We start from the raw sequence: 18,895 nt of genomic DNA, 5'->3' as shown, positions 1-18,895 counted from the left end.
AAAAAACGATTTTTTCCTTAATTCTTAATATACACAATTATTGAAAAAATTATTTAAAAAATAAATCACAAATTACAATTATAACTTATTCCTTGAAGAACAAAGACATCGAGAAATAGTCCCCGACTCAGGATCCACGAGAAATAGATAATCCCCCGCGGAACCCAGAGTATAATCAAAAAGTTTCTTGTTTAGAAGAGGGAGAAGATCGTACCTACTGAGAAGCACCTGAGTTTTATCTCGCAACTCCAAGCGAAAGTCTGTTCGTGTTTTGAAAAGTTCCAAAGCTGCTGCTTGCCCATGTTCTTGAATTGCTAGTTCCTGACGTTTCACAGTGTCCCAAATACCATTACGAAGAGCTGCAATTTCCTGATAAGCAATAGGATGATTGATTACCGCTTCTAAAAGCAAAGAATCCATAAAAATTAAGTTCAACTTACAATTTCCCAGAGTCGTTTCTTCATAATGAAGAAAGTTCAAAAGAGATTGCGTTTTTGCTGATCCTCGAAGCATCTTATAAAGAATTTCTGCTTCTTCTGTAGGGAGGGTTAAAGTTTCAATAATATCAGGACCAAATTTCAAAGCGTTTAATAAAATTTCTTCCTTTTTGTGAATTAAGGCTTCAGTGATCACATATTCTGACCCCGGAGATACATACCCCGTGTCCACATAAACATGCTTTAATAGACGTACAAAAATTGCATACCAAGATGTAGGATTTTGATAATCAGCAGGAGATTCTGTAAGCAGTGCATAAAGATTATAGCGCGAGTTATTTGGAGGACGAGAAAAGGGTACCTGTAATAAACGGTACCGCTGTTTTTTTTTCGTAGCCACCTTAGCAGCCTTACATACCTTATTAGGAGCCTCCTCATTATCTTTAGAGATTCTTTCAATAGCGGCAATCCTTGTGGCCTTTTCTTGATATGCGATTTCCGCACATGCAGAGCGTGTGGCATGAAATAAATTTTCACTACGCTCTAGTGCCTGAGCACATACACAACGCTTCCGGGCGTTTGCTGCATCAAAAGCAACTAGCGTCAGAAGGGAAGAGAGACAAAGTAATGTAAATATATAGGGTTGCATACCTTTATCTCCCCAAAGCAAATTGATAGTTTAACGTGCGTATCTGAAATCCTGGCAATTCCTGAATGATGGTACAGCCTATCTTCTTAGAAAACTCATTGGGATCAGGAGCATCCTGATACGTAATAGTAACATGTTTTACATGGGACAATAGGAGTAACGTTTCTGTTTTATCTTCACGTTTCATATTAGAAATACGCAATTTAAGTTCCTGTCCCTCAACATCATGGTAAAGGCAAGCGCGAACTTCCCCAGCCAATTCCGGATCACGATACACTCCACGATCAAATGTCAAAGTGTACAGCATCCCAGGAAGATTCTCTCTAGGGGCAAGGGCAGCATTAAACATGGTACGTAATGTTTTATACGCTCGGTTTTCTTCCACATACAAAGCATACGAACGCTCCTTCTGTTTTTGAAAACAATAAATTCGTCGATACCAAAATCCTAAAACTCCCAAAAGAAAAGCCATAAGAGTAAGCGTTATGAGTAATTCAATGAGGAGAAAACTACGTTTGTGTTTTTTACAGGTTGTTATAAAATGACACACATACATCTTTGCACCGATACAGCCTGCTTTTGGTTAGGGAAGAGTTCAATAACAACATCAGCAAGGCAAGCCTTTACAGTATTATTTTCAACACGCATCCCCTTACGAATATCTATACTATAACTATAAGGTATGGGATAGGGGTTCCCGCGACTTGTATAAGCCACGAAGAGGGTTCCCCCCACCCCAGATGAAGGAAATTCCCCCTCTTCCATTTGCTTATGCATTTTTTCTTCAACCGCGAAAAAACAGTTGTCTATAATTGAGGGCAACTGAAGATTAAAAATATCATCCTCAAAAGATCGATGCATGTTGTAGTAAAATCGAATGCACGGCATTAATACTATGCAGACCAAAGACAATGCCATAAGCACTTCTATAAGTAAAAAACTACGCTTCACTTTTTGGAATTTTATACAATTACAGTGCATCTTACTTTTTACTGTTACTACTTTGGACTCGCTTGGAAAAAATTACCAAATCATCCCCCTTGTCATTAAGTTCGACGATGAGGTCTTCACCCCAGGCATCCTTAAGCAATTTCTTCCCCTCTTTACACCAGGAAGCCTCTTCAAGAATAGCTTCTTTACGCAAGATGATGTCTTTCAGTGATGTACCTCCTGTAGCATATTCCATCATTAAAATATCGTAAGCTTTAGCACAATGTTGTTCAGATTGAAAAACTTTGCCTTTATAAATGCTCCCTCGCATATTGAATGCCAAGGCTCCACCTACAATACCTATCAGTGTAATCACAACCATCATCTCGATTAACGTGATCGACTGTTTTCTTTTTTGTCTTTTCATACCGTCTCCTCTGAGTAGTTTTTCATAGTGTTTGGATATTGCTTGTTAATGGAATCAATATTGCCAACATAATAGTTCCTATCAATCCGCCAAGAAACACGAGAATCACAGGTTGGCACCACGAGGTTAGCCAGCTTAGTGTTTTTTGTGTATCTTCATTATAAATATGAGCTAAATACCCTAAAACGTCGGCAAGTTCCCCAGACTCTTCACCCAAGGCTACCATACCTAAAGCAAGTTTAGGCACCCAAACATAGCGCCTAAGTTCTTGGCTCAATGAACTCCCGCGAATTACAGCTTGCACCATATGCTTCATATCCACTCGAAGTCTATCGTAGGGTACGGCACCACACCCTAACCTCAAACCTTCAACTAAAGTTCCTCCCCCTTTTAAGATTGCAGAAGTCACAGCACAGAACCTACTTAGGGCCACCTTGACAATAATTTTTTTTATCCCAGGCACCGCAAAGAGTCCCTTCTCTGTTATCTCCTTCCATGGAATCCAACGACGAAAAAACACTCCTGCCCCAACAACAGCACTCATACCTCCTAAAATAAAATATTTGTAGGTACATAAGATGTCACTAAGACCAAAAACTATGCTTGTTAATCTATTAGGTTCTATGCTATCAAAAGTCTCTTTAAGAGAAGGGATCACCCCTAATAGAAAAAAAAGAATAACTGCCAAAGAAAAAGCTAACAGTACTATGGGATAACTTAGAGCTGTTACCATCTTTTTTGTCATCTGTTCTCGTTCTTCTAATACAACAACAATATTGTGTAGACACCCCTCTAAGTTGCCAACACTTTCCCCTGCCATCACTCCACTACAATAAAAATTGTCAAAGACGTTAGGATAAGCTGCCATAGCCTGTGACAATAACCCTCCTGAACGCAAAACCTCCATCAAGGAGGTTAATAAAGAGCCCATATGTTGATCCTGATACTGATCTCGTAGAGAAACAAGACTCTCGTAAAGCGGTAGCCCTGAACGTAACAATAAGAGTAACTGTTTTGTAAAAATGATGAGTTCACTACTCTTTACCCGAACACGACGATAGGAAATCTCACGAATATTCAACAATTGTACGTTTTGTCGTATCAGCTTTTCTTTAGCATCTTGTATGTGAAGGCCTTCTAGCCACCCTTGTTTTTTTCTTTCTTTAGCATCTAGATATGTGTAACGATATCGAGGCATGTTCTCCTCCTAATCATATCGTTTAGTAACTCTAAACACTTCAGCTAAGGTAGTTTCCCCAGCCAAAGCAAGAACTATACCGTGATCGAGCAGGGAGTGGAATCCGTGCTTTTGGGCGCTCTCTCGAAGAATATGATACGGACAGTTTAAAGCAATCTCAGAACGGAAAAGTACATTAGGACGCAAAAACTCATAGATGCCTTGGCGCCCTTTATACCCCGAACGAAAACAATATTCACACCCTTGACCACGATATAGAGGCGTGTTTGTGTCCTTCCCTAAAGAAAGTAGGAAGGCCATTTCTTGACTGCTAGGCTGACAAATAACTTTACAGTGCTGACAAATTTTCCTTACAAGCCTTTGAGCAATAATGCCCACTAAAGTCGCAGAAAGAAGATAAGACTCCACCCCCATATCTAAAAGACGGGGAATTGCAGAAATAGCATCGTTGGTATGTAAAGTACTTACCACTAAATGGCCTGTAAGAGCAGCCTGGATAGCAATTTCTGCTGTTTCCTGATCCCGAATTTCTCCGACCATAAGAACATCAGGATCTTGACGCAACAAATGGCGCAAACCTCGAGCAAAAGAAAGACCTATTTTTGGTTTCACAGCAATTTGAGCAATCCCAGGCAACTTGTACTCCGGAGGATCTTCAATAGTCATAATATTTCGAAAAGGACCTGTAAGCTCTTGTAATACACTATAGAGAGTTGTGGTTTTCCCACTTCCCGTAGGTCCTGTAACAAGTAAAATACCCTCAGGAACCGTAATCGTCTCTCTAAAACTATTCTCAATATTCTCAGGCATACAGAGTCCTGCAATGTCTAAGATAACATTACGCTTATCTAAAATCCGCAAAACAACACGTTCACCGTAAATGACAGGAACTGTGCTGACACGCATATCCACTTCTTGCCCGCCAATTTGGATTTTAATCCGTCCATCTTGAGGAAGGCGATGTTCAGCAATGTCCATCCTTGCAAGAACTTTAAGTCGTGCAATCAATGCAGAATGGAGATGAGGAGGAGGAGAATGACGGTCATGAAGGACTCCATCCACTCGGTAACGGATGCGTAAAATATTTTCAGAAGGCTCAAAATGAATATCCGAAGCTCTTTCCTCAATAGCTTCTTTTAAGATGAGGTTCAGCAGCCGTACGACAGGAACAGTATCGGTATTTTCGAGAAGATCTTCCTCCTTATTTATTTGTGAAAATTCTTCATCCTTCATGGTAAGCAACATGTCGGAAGCATTTCCCTCAAGATTACTGTATAATTTCTGAAGATTTTGTAGGATCTCTGCCTCTTCCCTAAGGATAAACTGTACAGGCTTCTTAACAAGAAGTTTCACCTCATCCTGAGCAATCACCGATGTGACTCCAGCATACGCTATAGTAATTCCTTCGCTACTTTCTTCAATAGGCAGAAGACAATGCTTCTTTAAAAAAGTATAGGGCAAAACATCTAAAAGCTCTTGAGATAAACAACTAGTATCCATCGTACTCTAAACCCTCCACCTGAGATAAAAGCAAATCTTTAGCAGAGTACTGTGCAAGTTTCCTCTGCTTAGCTCTTGCTGCGACTTCACTAGCTACTAAAGCTTGTCTATATTCTTCACTCTCCCCTGGGCGAGAAGCTAGGAGAATTTCCTCTTCACGTTCTTTTTGTTCTACCGGGTTATCTAAAATTTTTGGGGTAATAAATACAAACATCTCTGTGAGGCTATCTGCCGTAGCATGCATCCCAAATAATTTCCCAATACCAGGAATCTCCCCAAGAAAAGGAATTTCATCATTAGAGTCTGACATATGCTTACAGCGCAACCCTCCAATAATTACCGTCTCCCCATCAGCAATACGCACTTTATTGGTAATGTTCCTCCTAGTTACGTCTGGGCGATCGTTAATCTTTTTTCCTGTGGTATCAAAAGTAATGTCCGTTTCTAATGTAATATAACTCGTTTCTCCATCTTCACCCACATTGATTACAGGAAGAATCTTAATCATAATCCCATACTGTGCACGATTGTACTGTGCTTTATTATCTTTATCTGCAGAAACAGCAATCGACATCTCTTCGACAACAGCAATCCTAGCTGGTGTTTGGTTCATAGTCACGACAGAAGGACTGGCATTAATACGCACATCTTCTTGTGCCAACAAAAATTGATAGGCAAGATCATATCCAGGAATGAGCGAGGTGCCTGTTGACCCTTTAAACAAAAATTCTAAAATTCCTGCACCTCCAGACCAAGATAAAGAAGGACTAAAACTCTTCTTACAAACTTCTTCCCCAAGCCGTAAAAGATTCAATCCAGATTTACGTTCGTGAGCAAGTTTCCTCTCAAAAAGAAGTACTTCTATACGCACCATTTTTTTAGGAACATCAAGTTTTTTAAGTAACATCTGAATTCGAGGAAGAGTCTCCTTTTCCACTACCATAATCAAGGTGCCTGTTTTAGAATCAGCAATAAAATTGCCATATTTCATAGAACCCTCTTTTATTGAGGTTCCCATAACTGTGTCGATATGAATAGGTGTGTTTACCTGTGGAGACAAAGGCTCAGAACCACTTTGTGAAGCCTGATTATTCTCTCCAGAGAAAACGTTATGTACCTGTGAAAGTAAGGCAGCAAGCTCTTGAGGATCTGAATGTTTGACATTGTACCAAAATACCATTTTGTCCATAGGATTTTCGATTCCTTCTTCGAGTTCTCGAATCAGTGTCATGGCTTGTTGGACAAGAGCGGCAGTGCCACTCAAAAACAAAGAACGCCCTTGATATTGTAAAGGGACCACGCGCAACCCCAAAACTTCATCACCGATATCTTTATTAGTAAGGTCGTCTCGAAATACAGCATTAAGAATCGTAAGCATTTCATTCGTATCTGTCTTGACTAAAGGTACGATATGGTATTCCTGTCGCACACTATCTGCTTGAATGAAATCGTGTATTTTTAATAACTCGCCAATTTCTTCTGCTGTACCAAAAATCCATACGCATCCTGCGATTACATCGACATGAACAGTCTCTGCATTGACGAATTTTTTTAACAATTGCTGATTTGTACGCGCATCGATATTCTTTGATGTAAGGACAAATCCTATATAGGTTGTTGAAGGGAGTGATTCTAAATCTTTTCTAGAGGCAAAAATACCTGCAACACCACAATTTTCATTGCGTACAGTATAGAGTTCTTTAATCCAGGGATTCACCTGACGTATTCCAATCCCTAGCCGTGCCAATATTTGTGTAAGACAAGTTTCAAAACCCTCTTTCGGAACAATAAAGTTTGATAATGCAGCGACTTTCATGCCACCAATCTCTTGAGGAATCAGGTAGACAGCATTGTCAGCACCATAATCTGCAACAAGATTATAAATCGTAGTTTCTGGATGATGCCAAAGAGCGTGATCCTCAAGGCTATTTTCTTTTTCCCGAATCTCAGCTACCCAAAGCTCTTGAATATCTTTAAGATTTTTCTTTACTTTTGCTAGCTGCGCTAACAATTCCTGCCAAATTGCATCATCTTCTACACCTGCACTACGTAAAGCCGCGGCTTCTTCATGTAGCTTTTTCAACTGTACATTATACTCCCGCATACTAGAGTTAAATGATGCCATTCCCACACAATCACCGGAAGAGCTACGAATCTTGTCAAACGAGGCTACTTTTTCTGCAATCGTCAATGCTAACGCATGTGAACAAAAAGCTATGCTAGATACACTTATCAAACATCCCAAAAAACTACGCCAATAATACATCTATGATCCCCCATGGTTCCCCATGCCAAGAGCTCCTGTACCACCAGCACGTGGGGATGGCGAAGAAGCTTCTTGATGCATGGTAGCAATGTCAGCCTCAAATCCCTGTTTCAAGGGTAAAAGTATCGTTTCTACCAAAGTTCTTTGGACGTTAAACATATGCCCTCGCAATACAAAACCTGACAGATCTTTCTCTAATTTATCAAAAACAAAGAGGGGTCCTGACACCATCCCTGATAGATAATCTTGTATTTGCTGTACGGTCATGATCTTTTCCCATCCCGTTTCTGTTCTCAATATCCAATCATCAGGAGAGAGAATCATCCTCTGCTCTCCCATAAGAACAATGGGACGAGACCATGAGCGCATCCCAATAAACTCTATTTCACGCATAACCTCAGTAACTTCCATAGGAGATGGCAACGTCTTAACAAGACTGACTGACTGATGCATTGTTCCCTCAACATTCCACAAATCAATAAGCATAATTTTGTCATCAATCTTTTTTACTTCGAGGAGGGGAACCTGAGAACTCTCTCCTTGAAATTCTCCACAAGTTTGCCAAAAGCTCCCATCCCATAAAAGAATGTCGCCGATAGCGAGATAACGACTATAATTCTCCCCAGTTATTGAAACGAAATCCACGCGTTCTTTAGTTGCTTTATCAGCATACTCTGTTCCCCCATGCATAAGTAGAAATTTATCAAAACCCAAACGACGAATTTTCTGTTTTATAGGAAAGCTCGCATCTACTTTCACCCCACCGATTTCCCAAAAATCCATGATTTTAGTACGAGTATTTAAAAATAAGATTTCTCGCTCCCGAGGAGAAGAGATCATAGCATGATGCATCCCCATTAAACGCACCTTCACCTCAATCTTACCTTCGAGTCCTAAAGAACGACATTCAAGCCACAGCTCCGTAGAGATCCCTGCAGGGCTAAAAAAATATCTTGGTCCACAAGCTGAAGTTTCCATCTGTAAATAGACCTTTTCTTCTGGAGCAGCGATATATCGATCTCCTGAAGAAACCAATTCTAAGGTAAATTTCCCCCCAAGAGCATCAGGTCGATCATTGCTGCCCAAAAAAATCACTTCCTGTCGTAAATCAGGGAGCTTCTCTTCAAACTCAGGAAATTTTAGAGCACAAGCTCCTTCAGAAAGTTCCTCAGCTTGAGGGAAATCCTGAATACTTCCCACACACTCCTCTGCAGTCAAAGAAATCTTATAGAAATTCGCAACTTGATTCGGTGCACACCATAGCATCCAAAAGAACGCGGTGAGACTCACAATACTATAACCTATCGAAAGCAATTGATACATGATAGAAACAATGTAAAAACAAAATAAAAGATAAAGGGTAAAAGATAAAAAATCAATTTATAAAAAAATTAAAAGAAGTCATTCTAAAGTTAAAATAATAAAAACAATAAAAATTCTTTTATAAACAAATTAACTCGGGTGATACAGGACGTTTTGTTAAATTAATATTCTTATTCCCATTTATGCATAGAGTATCCTCAATACGAATTCCTCCAATTCCTGGAAAATAAACGCCAGGCTCAACAGTCACCGTCATTCCTGATTTGAGTTCTGCTACACTCCCTGGACGCAAGCCAGGATATTCATGAACATTACGTCCAATTCCGTGGCCTATGCCATGAAAAAAATAATGATCTAATTTATATGCTTGCAATAAACCCACAGCATACTCATGCACTTCTGTCCAAAGAATACCCTCTTTACACAAGGCGATCGTCTGTTTTTGAACTTCTACAAGAATAGAATAACTCTCTAAGAGCTTTTTGTGAGGTCTTCCCCAACTCACTACACGAGTCATATCTGAGCAATATCCATTTAAAAGAACTCCGATATCGATAAGGACAATATCTCCTTGACGAAGAGGACGATTTGTAGGAATGGCATGAGGGAAAGCAGCATGCTCCCCAAAAGCTATAATTGGAGGAAAAGAAGGTCCTTCAGCACCCGCTTGAGCCCAAAAAGTACGTAACTTTCGAACAATCTCTTTCTCTGTAACTCCCTCTCTAAGTAGCGTGAGGACATAATCATACCCTTCCGAACCAAGAGTTGCAGCTTCCTGCATCTTCTCAATTTCCTGTGGAGACTTTATGCAGCGGAGTTTTTCTGTAAATTGTATTATGGGCTTCCAAGAACATGGGAGACTCCGACGCTCTTCAAATTTTTGGTAAGAAGTCGAAAGACTATCAAATCCTACCGTGGCATACCCAAAATTTTCAATATATGTAGATAATTCTTGATAAGGATCTTTTGAAAGAAAGATTATAGGAACTCGGGTGATATGAGCATAGAGATCTTTGTCCATTTTATGGATAAAGAAAACAATCTCATTCTTTCCTATTAATAAAATACCAGAGATGGCTTCGTCATGAAGAAAATAAGCAATATCTTCTGTTTTTTCTACAAGAAAGGCATCAAAGTCATAGTCTGATAGAGCTTTCTGAGCACACAAAATACGATCTTGCAACATACGTCACCCTTAAATAAAATCTGAATCTAAAAGTATCCGACAAATTTGTGTACCGTCAAATCCTTTTTCTGGTTTTCCTACCGCCCAAAGAAGAGCTAGCCAAGATACATCAAAAATCTGCGAGTTTTTAGAAAATACTGCTCGCGCCAATGTTTCCTTAATCACATGTGACAAACCCTTGGATTCTATGTTTGTGGTACTCCCAGCGGCTAACATTAAAATCCAAGCTTTTAGCTCCTCTTCATTAATAAATGAGGGAGCACTTTCTATAGTAAAATTGTTTGGGCCAATTTGAGAAATTCCAATTCCCAATCGGCTAAGTTCTTGTGTATATAAAGAAAAAAAAAGCGCTTCCTGAGTCGTTACTTGTAATTGTACGGGAAGAAGCAACATTTGTGTTTTATATATAGGGCGCTCCTCTCCTACTAATGACAAATAAAATAAATGCTTCCGAGCCGCTGCTGTAAAAATGACATGAACCCCTTCCAGATCTTCAGCAAGAACAACGCGACCTAAAGACGTTAAAAAGCGTACGTTTCTAGATCCAAGCCAATCCATTTGCATAGGAAGTCCCTGACTCTTTTCTTTATGGACTTCTACAACAAGTGGGACAGAATCCATAGGCAAAGATGGGGAATAAGAAAAGCCAGAAGAACTGTTACCTTTGTGCTCCTCCCATAAAGAAACCGTAGGAATACATTGCAGTTCTTTGTCGACATCATCGACAATCAAGAACTCCCGACATTCACGAATCCCTTGTGGCAAAGTGAGCACCTCTATAAGGGCTTCCTTTAATTTTTCTCCAATGATGTCTTCTTTGAGGAGCCGCACTTCAGCTTTTTGGGGGTGAACATTAAAGTCACACCAAGCAGGAGGGAGATACAGTTTGAGGACAAAAACAGGATACCGTTGTAAGGGAAGAACTAAAGTATAAACTTCGCCAACAATACGAGAAATAAAAAGAGAGTCTATAGGACGATCATTAACAAAAATCTTTTGTCCCTGGCGTGTAGGTCGATGAAAATTAGGAGACCCTAAAAAACCTACAATTCGCATCATATCGTTTTCTACATCTATCTTAAGGGCTTCCTGCATAAAGCCCTCTCCCATAACAAAAGCAACACGATCTTCAAATTGCTGATATTTAGAAATATGGAGTTCGCGATTTCCCTCGCTTATCCAAGACCAACCTACATGCCCTGTTGTTAAAACACAGTTTTCTAGGAGCTTACGTATCGCAACCCGATCTGCCTGTGGGCTTTTTTGAAAGTCCTTGCGTACTGGGACATTATAAAACAAAGAATGAACTAAAATTGTTGTCCCTGTCTGACGTGCAAAAGGTTCCGAAAAAACAACGTTGCCGCCATGAATTACAGTACGGGATCCCTCTCCTCCTCGTAGGGAAGATTGAATTTCCATTTTACAAATAGAAGCAATCGAGGGGAGGCCTTCCCCTCGAAACCCAAAGCTCTTTAAAGAGAAAAGATCTGAAAACGCCCCAATTTTTGAAGTCGCATGGCGCTGTAATGCTAGAAGGACATCTGCAACTGCCATACCGCAGCCATTATCCTTAACAACAATAGTGCCTTGACCGCCTCCTAAAGTTTCAACTTCTACTTCATCAGCTTCTGCATCTAAAGAATTCTCTACCAATTCCTTAACAACAGAAGCTGCATTTGCTATGACCTCACCAGCAGCAATTTGATTAATAGTCGTCGTATCCAGTAATTGAATAGATCGTCTTAAAGACATAGGAGTTTTAGCCCTAGTTAAATTCCTAGGCAAGCAAATTAAAATACCACAAGGCTAATGTCAAGAACGCTCACTTCTTCTTCTTCTCCTCCTTAATTACTAAATACTTAGATTTTTTTTATCTTAATTTAAAAAAAAGAATTTCATTAACAGCTTGTTTTTAGAACAAAATTAATCTTAAAATTAATTCATAAACATAAATAATTTTTATTTTAGGAATTATATTGATGAGCAAACCTACCCCTAGTCCTGCGAATCAGCCGTACAAACCTTCAGCATCGTTCAATAAAAAGACTCGTAGTCGTCTCGCAGAACTCGCTGCTCAGAAGAAGGCTAAAAAAGATGATCTACAACAGATCTATCCTATTCCTACGGAAGAGGAGACTAAAAAAGCCCTGTTGAATATCCTAGAAGGTTTGAGCAATGGGATACCACTGCAACAAATTTTAGGACTCTCCGATTATCTTTTAGAAGAGATCTATACCATTGCCTATAGCTTTTACTCTCAAGGAAAGTACAATGAAGCTGTAGGACTATTTCAGATTCTCACAGCATCAAAACCTCAAGTTTACAAATACATTTTAGGGTTAAGCTCATGCTATCATCAACTTAAACTCTATAACGAGGCCGCTTTTGGATTTTTCCTCGCATTTGATGCTCAACCAGAAAATCCCATTCCTCCGTATTACATCGCTGATAGTTTACTCAAACTTGATCAGCTTGACGAATCTCAAAATTTCTTAGACATTACTATCGATATTTGTAGTGATAAACCTGAGTTTAAAATCTTAAAAGAACGATGCAATATCATGAAACAATCTATAGCCAAGCAATTCTCAGAGACATCTAAAAAACCTGCAGCGAAAAAAACAGCGAATAAAGGTAAAACTTCCCCCAAGAAAAAGGGTGGGAAAAAACGTTAACAGTGGGAAAAAACGTTAACATACGGGGAGAATCTATCATGCATCATAAAAAGCAAAAGAAAACAAAAAAAACATCGCGTCCTCCTACGCCACCTTCTGTCGTCCATTCTGACGAACGGAACGTTCAAAACAACGCTGTGCAACAATTAGAAAATGTAGTCTCAAATCTTTATCAAGAATTACCTTTAGCTCAAGTATTTTCTAGTCTTACCGAGAATAAACAATTGTCAAAAATAATTGCTGCTCTTTCTGGGGTCCTAGACTCTTTACCTGTACAAGAACTCACTCAAGGACTCTTTCCTGATCCCAAAGAAGATGCACGTTTTTCCAAACATTTATCTTCAGTTGTCGATGGGCTAAAACACCTCTCTTCAGCTGTTAACAAACAAATAACTCAAGGCGTGGAATAAATTGCCCGCCCCCAGACTTTGAATTAATTTAAGGTAGTAAAAAACATGTCTCTTTCATCTTCTTCAGGTCCTGACAGCACAAAAAATATTCTTGCTCAAGTTTTAGCATCCACCCCTCAAACTGTGCCACAGCAAGATAAACTTGCAGGGAATGAAACCAAGCAAGTTCAGCAAACCCGCTCGGGGAAAAATACAGAGATGCAGAGTGACACGACAATTTCAGGAACTGCAGGCAAGGATAATGTCAAAACTACTACAGAAGTCGAATCTTTAGAACAACAAGGCTTAGCTGCTGGGAAAGAAACTCAAGGGAAAGAAAGTGCGGCAACTACAATATCTACATCAATCTCCTCCAATAAAGCTCTAATGCAAAGTGCTTTAGAAGAAGCTAACAAAACGTTAGAAAATTCTATGGCATCGTTAGAAAGTTTAGACGCTAAGCAGCTACAAGAAGTTCAGGATATTGTTTTCGCAGCAATCTCTGGGAAAACAGAGATTAAAAATGCAAGCCTAGAAACTCCTAACTTGCCTAAACCAGGGATCGCACCTCGAAAAGAAGTTATGGAAATCGGTTTAGCACTTGCTAAAGCCATTGCAAGTTTAGGAGAAGCTACACGATCAGCACTTTCAAACTACGCAAGTACCCAAGCCCAAACCGATGCCTCTAACAAAATGTCCTTAGAAAAACAAGGGCTGAAAATTGATAAAGAACGTGAAGAATACCAAAAAACAAAGGAACTCCAAGAGCAAGCAGGAAACGATAAAACTTTAGACACCGTGAACACAGTCATGATGGCAGTTTCCATCACTCTCGCTGTTATTTCTGTTGTTGTTGCTTTGGTTACTTGTGGTATTGGTCTTGTCGGAACTGTTGCTGCAGCAGGAGTTGCCGCAGGAGCAGGAGCTGCAGCAGCAACAACAACCGCAGCGTCCGTAGCCACACAGGTTACGATACAAGCTGTGGTGCAAGCTGTAAAAACTGCTGTTGTACAAGCAGTTAAACTTGCAATTCAGACTGCTATTAAAGCCCTTGTTAAACAAGGTATAAAAGCCTTTATCAAGACATTAATTAAAAGTATTGCGAAAGCAATCTCGAAGGCTGTCACGAAGATCTTTTCTAAAGGTACAAACATTATTAGTAAAGCCTTTCCTAGACTCTCTAAAGTTTTGGGAAATCTTACAAGCAAATGGGTTGGTATCGGTATGGGCATCGCAACTGCTGTACCCGCTGCAGTAAAAGGTATTGGAGACTTAAACCTTGCAAATGTACAACAAGAACTTGCACAAATACAGAAAGAGGTCGGCAAGCTTACAGCGCAATCTGAAATGATGAAAATGTTCACCCAATTCTGGGTACAAGCAAGCAGAATTGCTGCAAAACAAACCGGACAATCGGATGAAATGTCACAACAAGCTGTTAAACTTGCAGGTCAAATTACCAAAGCTTTCACAGCTATTAGTGCTGGGCTCGCAAGTGCAGTATAAACCAAAAAATTTTTAAAGGAGTGTTTTTGCCATGACATCAGGAGTGAGTGGAAATTCAAATCAAGATCCTACATTAGCTGCTCAGCTAGCGCAAAATACTCATAAAACGACAGAAGCTACTACAGGACATGAAACGACTAAAGCGTCAAAACAAGGCACTCAAGTCGAAAATGCCGCAGCAGGATTTGAAGAACTTATTCAAGAGACCTCAACACAGGGATCATCGAAAAAAGAAAGTACCTCAGCAACAAAAAAAAGTTCAAAAAGTGATAAGAGTAGTAAGACGAGCTCTAAAACCTCGGTGTCTAGTGCGAGTTCCACTGTAACTGCACAAGCTGTAAAAGGGCCAAAAGGCCTGAGTCAAAATAATTACGAACTACCTCAACTTCCTGAGCCTGAAACAACTCAGATTAATGGCACTGTTCTTAAAAAAGGTATGGGAACATTAGCTCTTCTAGGCCTTGTCATGACATTAATGGCTCAAGCCGCAGGGAAATCTTGGGAAGCTGCGTTTTCTCAACAAAACCAAGCAATCCAAGCTCAAGTGGAAAATGCCCCTGCTATTGGTGAAGCTATTAAAAATCAAGCAAACAGCCAAGCTGCAGCAACAGAAGCACAGGCGAAACAAAGTATGATCTCGGGTATCGTGAATCTCGTGGGCTTCGCTGTATCCGTGGGTGCCGGAGCGTTATCTGCGCTAAAAGGTGCGTCTTCAAGTATCAAAGCTGCTGCCTTTACAAAACAAACAGGAACAGCAAGTACATCAGCAACGTCAAAAGCTCTTACTTCTGCAACTAGCTCAGCACAACAAACAGCTGCAACAGCTTCTACCACAGCAGCGAGTTCTGCAGGATCTGCGGCTTCAAAGGCAGCAGTAAACCTTACTGACGATATGGCGACCGCTACATCAAAAGCGACATCCACAGCTACCAAGGGCGGAGGAATCTTTGGGAAAGTATTAAATACCCCCAATTGGTCTGAAAAAATTTCACGAGGTCTGAACGTAGCAAAAGTTCAGGGAGGACGTGTCACAAAGTTTGCAAGTAAAACTCTCTCTTCGAGTATGCAGATGTCTCAGTTAATGCACGGAATTACGGCAGGTATCGAAGGTATAGTTGGTGGAGTTATGGGATCAGAAATTGCCCATCAACAAAGACAGGCGGGGGCCTTTGAAGCTCAATCTGAAATGATGAAACAAATGTCTTCGGTTTATGGTCAGCAAGCAGGACAGGCAGGACAGCTACAAGAACAAGCACAGCAATCCTTTAACTCAGCTCTCCAAACCCTACAGAACATCGCAGACTCCCATACACAAACAAGCTCAGCGATCTTTAACTAAGCTAAAGTTTCTGGACATCACAGTAAGCTGACGATGAATGGAGTCAGCTTGTAATGTAAAACCGCTTTACATTAGGAAATAATATATCCCTGATGAAATTCTTCGTGATAGATGAGGCGGCAGCCTATAACCATAAATGTTACGGCAAAAACCAATCCTAAAGAGAATCCTTCTCCAAGCAAAATCCAACCATAAAATGCTGAAAACAATGGCATAACAAGGTTACAAAAAGAAAGGAAGGTCGAAGAATATTTACGTAACAGTTTGGCATAAAGATTATAGCAGATTAAATTGGAGACGAGGACCAGAGAGAACGTCGCCTTAAGGAACAAAGACATGTTCTCTATAGGGAGTGGAGACCAGGATTCAACTGCTGCTGAATGAACGAGAGAAAGCACTCCAGCAATGAGCATAGCATAGGCATTAATTACAGTGACTGATATCAAAGATATTTTTTCAATTTTTCTTAATACAGTCCATCCAAAAGCAGCTAAACACGTGGCACAAAGTACCAAAAACTCCGGAACACCTATCTGCCAAGTCCATCCTGAAGAATTTTCCTTCCCACCAAAAATGAGATACGAAAGATAGCCTATTAAACCTAAACTCAATCCTCCAATTTTCTTCCAAGTGACTATCTCCCTAAGCTGGATGTAAGAAAACAACGCAGAAATGAATGGGGAAAGACCATAAATAAAGCACGCTTTGGAAGAGTTTATTTCTCGCAACCCTAAAAATTCACAAACATTCGCAAGGTAAAAACCCGTAACAGCTAAAAGAACAACACAACCCCCAACTCTTTTAGACATACGTAAAGACATCTTTGATCGTAGGGAAGCAATGACTAGAAGTATACCTCCAGCGAGCAGCATACGACTCCCTGTAACAAAGAGAGGAGCAGCTGCGACAGTCGCCAGCTTGCTAATAGCAAACGAAGAGGACCAAATAAACGCTGTAAAAAATACTAAGAAGAGTGTCATTCTTGAAATAAACAAATAACAAGCAGTCATTGTAAAACAAGTGAAAATTGCCTCCAACTTAAATAAATTTTTTCTCCGTTTTTCTTGAAATAAGAAAAAGTAAAAAAAGCATCTTGCTTTGATCAAAAAAAACGCTAAACTATTAGCGTAGAAGATCTATCTCGGAGGAAGATCATGTATATAACTTATAACCAGGAGACATTTGAGCTTCCTGAAGGAATCACAGCTGCCGACTTCGCTCACAAATTAAATAATTCTCATCACTTTGTTGGCGCAGTTATTAATAACTATCCCAGAGATCTTACCACTCCTCTACAGGAGGGTGATAGCCTCACTTTTGTTACTTTTGCTGATCCTAAAGGCCGAGAAATCTTTTTCCACACCTCCGCGCATTTGCTCGCTCAAGCTGTACTACGTCTATGGCCAAAGGCTCTCCCCACAATTGGTCCTGTGATAGAACATGGTTTTTATTATGATTTTGCTAACCTTTCTATCAATGAGAATGATTTTCCAGCCATCGAAAACATGGTAGAGCAAATTGTACAAGAAAAATTTCCTATATCTCGCATTGTTTTAAAAGATAAGCATGTAGCTCTCGAACATTTCTCTGAAAATCCCTTCAAAACAGAGATAATTCATGAGCTACCTGAAAATGAAGAAATTTCTGCTTATCGCCAAGGGGATTTTTTTGACCTTTGTCGTGGTCCACACCTTCCTTCAACATCGTCTATAAAAGCTTTTAAAGTGCTACGCACTTCAGCAGCTTATTGGCGTGGAGATCCTTCTCGAGAATCCCTGGTTCGTATTTATGGAATTGCCTTTCCAACAACAAAAGAGTTAAAAGAACACTTACATCAAATGGAAGAGGCGAAAAAGCGTGATCACCGCCTATTAGGAGTGAAATTAGATCTTTTTTCTCAGCAAGAATGCTCTCCAGGAATGCCCTTTTTCCATCCCCGAGGCATGATTGTCTGGAATGCATTAATGGGCTATTGGTCACGACTTCACCAATCTGCTGGATATCAACAAATCCAAACCCCACAGTTGATGAATCGGCACTTGTGGGAGATCTCTGGACATTGGGCCAATTATAAAGAGAACATGTATACATTAAAAATTGATGAGGAAGATTATGCAATTAAGCCTATGAACTGTCCAGGGTGCATGTTGTATTATAAAACACGTCTTCATAGCTACAAAGAATTTCCTTTGCGCATAGCGGAAATTGGTCATGTTCATCGCTATGAAGTGTCCGGAGCCCTCTCAGGATTAATGCGCGTACGAACATTTCATCAAGATGATGCTCATATATTTCTTCTACCAGAACAAGTAGAAGAAGAAACATTGAATATTTTTTCGTTAGTTGCTACGCTTTACGGTACTTTTGGTTTAGATTACCATCTCGAACTTTCTACTCGACCAGAGACAGGGACTATAGGCAGTGATGCTTTGTGGGAACTTGCCACAGAAGCTCTGCAGCGCGCTCTCATCACATCTGAGAAACCCTTTATAGTCAGAAAAGGTGAGGGGGCTTTTTATGGTCCGAAAATTGACATTCATGTTAAGGATGCTATCCATCGTACGTGGCAATGTGGAACTATTCAACTCGACATGTTTTTACCAGAACGTTTTCAATTAGAATACACTACAGCAGAGGGGACAAAAGATACTCCCATCATACTACATCGCGCTCTGTTTGGTTCTATAGAACGCTTTCTAGGCATTCTTACTGAACATTTTGCAGGGAAATTCCCCTTATGGCTTAGCCCTGAACAAGTCCGCTTGATTACTGTTGCTGACCGGCATATTTCTCGAGCTAAAGAATTAGCTGACAAATGGCAACGCCTGGGTTTTGTAGTTACTTTGGACGACACAAATGAATCCGTGAGTAAAAAAATTCGCAACGCTCAAAATATGCAAGTAAATTATATGATCACTCTTGGAGATCACGAAATTGCTCAGAACACCCTTGCTGTACGCACCCGAGATAATCGTGTGCTCTCTGACATTACCTTAGAACAATTCTTAAATGCTATACTTGAAGAAAAGAACTCTTTAAGTTTAACTCCATTATTGTAGATTGTAATAAG

16 protein-coding genes are annotated in these 18,895 nt (G+C 40.0%); 5 read left to right on the top strand and 11 right to left on the bottom strand.

What is annotated here, in order from left to right:
* Window positions 1-78 precede the first annotated feature (78 nt).
* From Cs308_RS02145 to mutL, 10 genes are all read right to left on the bottom strand, one after another.
* Complete coding sequence (locus Cs308_RS02145; RefSeq protein WP_066482042.1) at window positions 79-1,086, bottom strand: hypothetical protein; 1,008 nt, start codon at window positions 1,084-1,086, stop codon at window positions 79-81.
* A 4-nt stretch (window positions 1,087-1,090) separates the two neighbouring features.
* A complete protein-coding gene (locus tag Cs308_RS02140) occupies window positions 1,091-1,642 on the bottom strand; it encodes a DUF1494 domain-containing protein (RefSeq protein ID WP_066482039.1) in 552 nt (183 codons plus the stop codon).
* Window positions 1,621-2,004, bottom strand: coding sequence for a type II secretion system protein (locus tag Cs308_RS02135; protein ID WP_231881969.1), 384 nt, complete (start codon window positions 2,002-2,004; stop codon window positions 1,621-1,623). The genes Cs308_RS02140 and Cs308_RS02135 overlap by 22 nt, the downstream gene beginning before the upstream one ends.
* 64 nt (window positions 2,005-2,068) lie before the next feature.
* Entirely contained in the window at window positions 2,069-2,443 is a 375-nt protein-coding gene (locus Cs308_RS02130) for a type II secretion system protein (RefSeq protein ID WP_066482037.1), read from the bottom strand.
* Between the two features lie 22 nt (window positions 2,444-2,465).
* Window positions 2,466-3,641 (bottom strand): type II secretion system F family protein, encoded by a 1,176-nt coding sequence (locus tag Cs308_RS02125; protein WP_066482034.1) that lies wholly within the window; start codon window positions 3,639-3,641, stop codon window positions 2,466-2,468.
* Between the two features lie 9 nt (window positions 3,642-3,650).
* Complete coding sequence (locus tag Cs308_RS02120) at window positions 3,651-5,141, bottom strand: GspE/PulE family protein (RefSeq protein WP_066482032.1); 1,491 nt, start codon at window positions 5,139-5,141, stop codon at window positions 3,651-3,653.
* On the bottom strand, window positions 5,131-7,407 hold the full coding sequence (locus Cs308_RS02115) for a secretin N-terminal domain-containing protein (protein ID WP_066482030.1): 2,277 nt from the start codon (window positions 7,405-7,407) through the stop codon (window positions 5,131-5,133). Before Cs308_RS02115 ends, Cs308_RS02120 begins: the two co-directional genes overlap by 11 nt.
* Window positions 7,408-8,673: a hypothetical protein gene (locus tag Cs308_RS02110; RefSeq protein WP_082904998.1), complete on the bottom strand. Its 1,266-nt coding sequence runs from the start codon at window positions 8,671-8,673 to the stop codon at window positions 7,408-7,410. It abuts the gene before it with no gap.
* 175 nt (window positions 8,674-8,848) lie between these two features.
* Entirely contained in the window at window positions 8,849-9,916 is a 1,068-nt protein-coding gene (locus tag Cs308_RS02105; RefSeq protein ID WP_066482025.1) for a M24 family metallopeptidase, read from the bottom strand.
* Between the two features lie 9 nt (window positions 9,917-9,925).
* A complete protein-coding gene (gene mutL / locus Cs308_RS02100) occupies window positions 9,926-11,668 on the bottom strand; it encodes a DNA mismatch repair endonuclease MutL (protein ID WP_066482023.1) in 1,743 nt (580 codons plus the stop codon).
* Between the two features lie 227 nt (window positions 11,669-11,895).
* Between mutL and Cs308_RS02095 the strand changes: the two genes are divergently transcribed.
* The 4 genes from Cs308_RS02095 to sctE are packed head-to-tail and all read left to right on the top strand — an operon-like array spanning window position 11,896 to window position 15,825.
* Window positions 11,896-12,591: a SycD/LcrH family type III secretion system chaperone gene (locus Cs308_RS02095; protein WP_066482021.1), complete on the top strand. Its 696-nt coding sequence runs from the start codon at window positions 11,896-11,898 to the stop codon at window positions 12,589-12,591.
* Between the two features lie 38 nt (window positions 12,592-12,629).
* Complete coding sequence (locus Cs308_RS02090; RefSeq protein ID WP_066483362.1) at window positions 12,630-13,001, top strand: hypothetical protein; 372 nt, start codon at window positions 12,630-12,632, stop codon at window positions 12,999-13,001.
* Between the two features lie 45 nt (window positions 13,002-13,046).
* Window positions 13,047-14,486, top strand: a complete 1,440-nt coding sequence (locus tag Cs308_RS02085) for a secretion system protein (protein WP_066482018.1) — start codon at window positions 13,047-13,049, stop codon at window positions 14,484-14,486.
* A gap of 31 nt (window positions 14,487-14,517) precedes the next feature.
* Window positions 14,518-15,825 carry a type III secretion system translocon subunit SseC family protein gene (gene sctE / locus Cs308_RS02080; RefSeq protein WP_066482015.1) on the top strand — a complete coding sequence of 436 codons (1,308 nt, stop codon included), beginning with the start codon at window positions 14,518-14,520 and terminating at the stop codon, window positions 15,823-15,825.
* A gap of 71 nt (window positions 15,826-15,896) precedes the next feature.
* On the opposite strand, the gene Cs308_RS02075 is transcribed toward sctE, so the two are convergent.
* On the bottom strand, window positions 15,897-16,805 hold the full coding sequence (locus Cs308_RS02075) for a DMT family transporter (RefSeq protein WP_066483360.1): 909 nt from the start codon (window positions 16,803-16,805) through the stop codon (window positions 15,897-15,899).
* 174 nt (window positions 16,806-16,979) lie between these two features.
* On the opposite strand from Cs308_RS02075, the gene thrS reads away from it, so the two are divergent.
* A complete protein-coding gene (gene thrS, locus Cs308_RS02070) occupies window positions 16,980-18,884 on the top strand; it encodes a threonine--tRNA ligase (protein ID WP_420834795.1) in 1,905 nt (634 codons plus the stop codon).
* Window positions 18,885-18,895 lie beyond the last annotated feature (11 nt).

Origin of the sequence: Candidatus Chlamydia sanziniae (assembly GCF_001653975.1) — a bacterium.
GTDB lineage: Bacteria > Chlamydiota > Chlamydiia > Chlamydiales > Chlamydiaceae > Chlamydia > Chlamydia sanziniae.
This window is presented reverse-complemented; position numbering and strand designations above follow the sequence as displayed.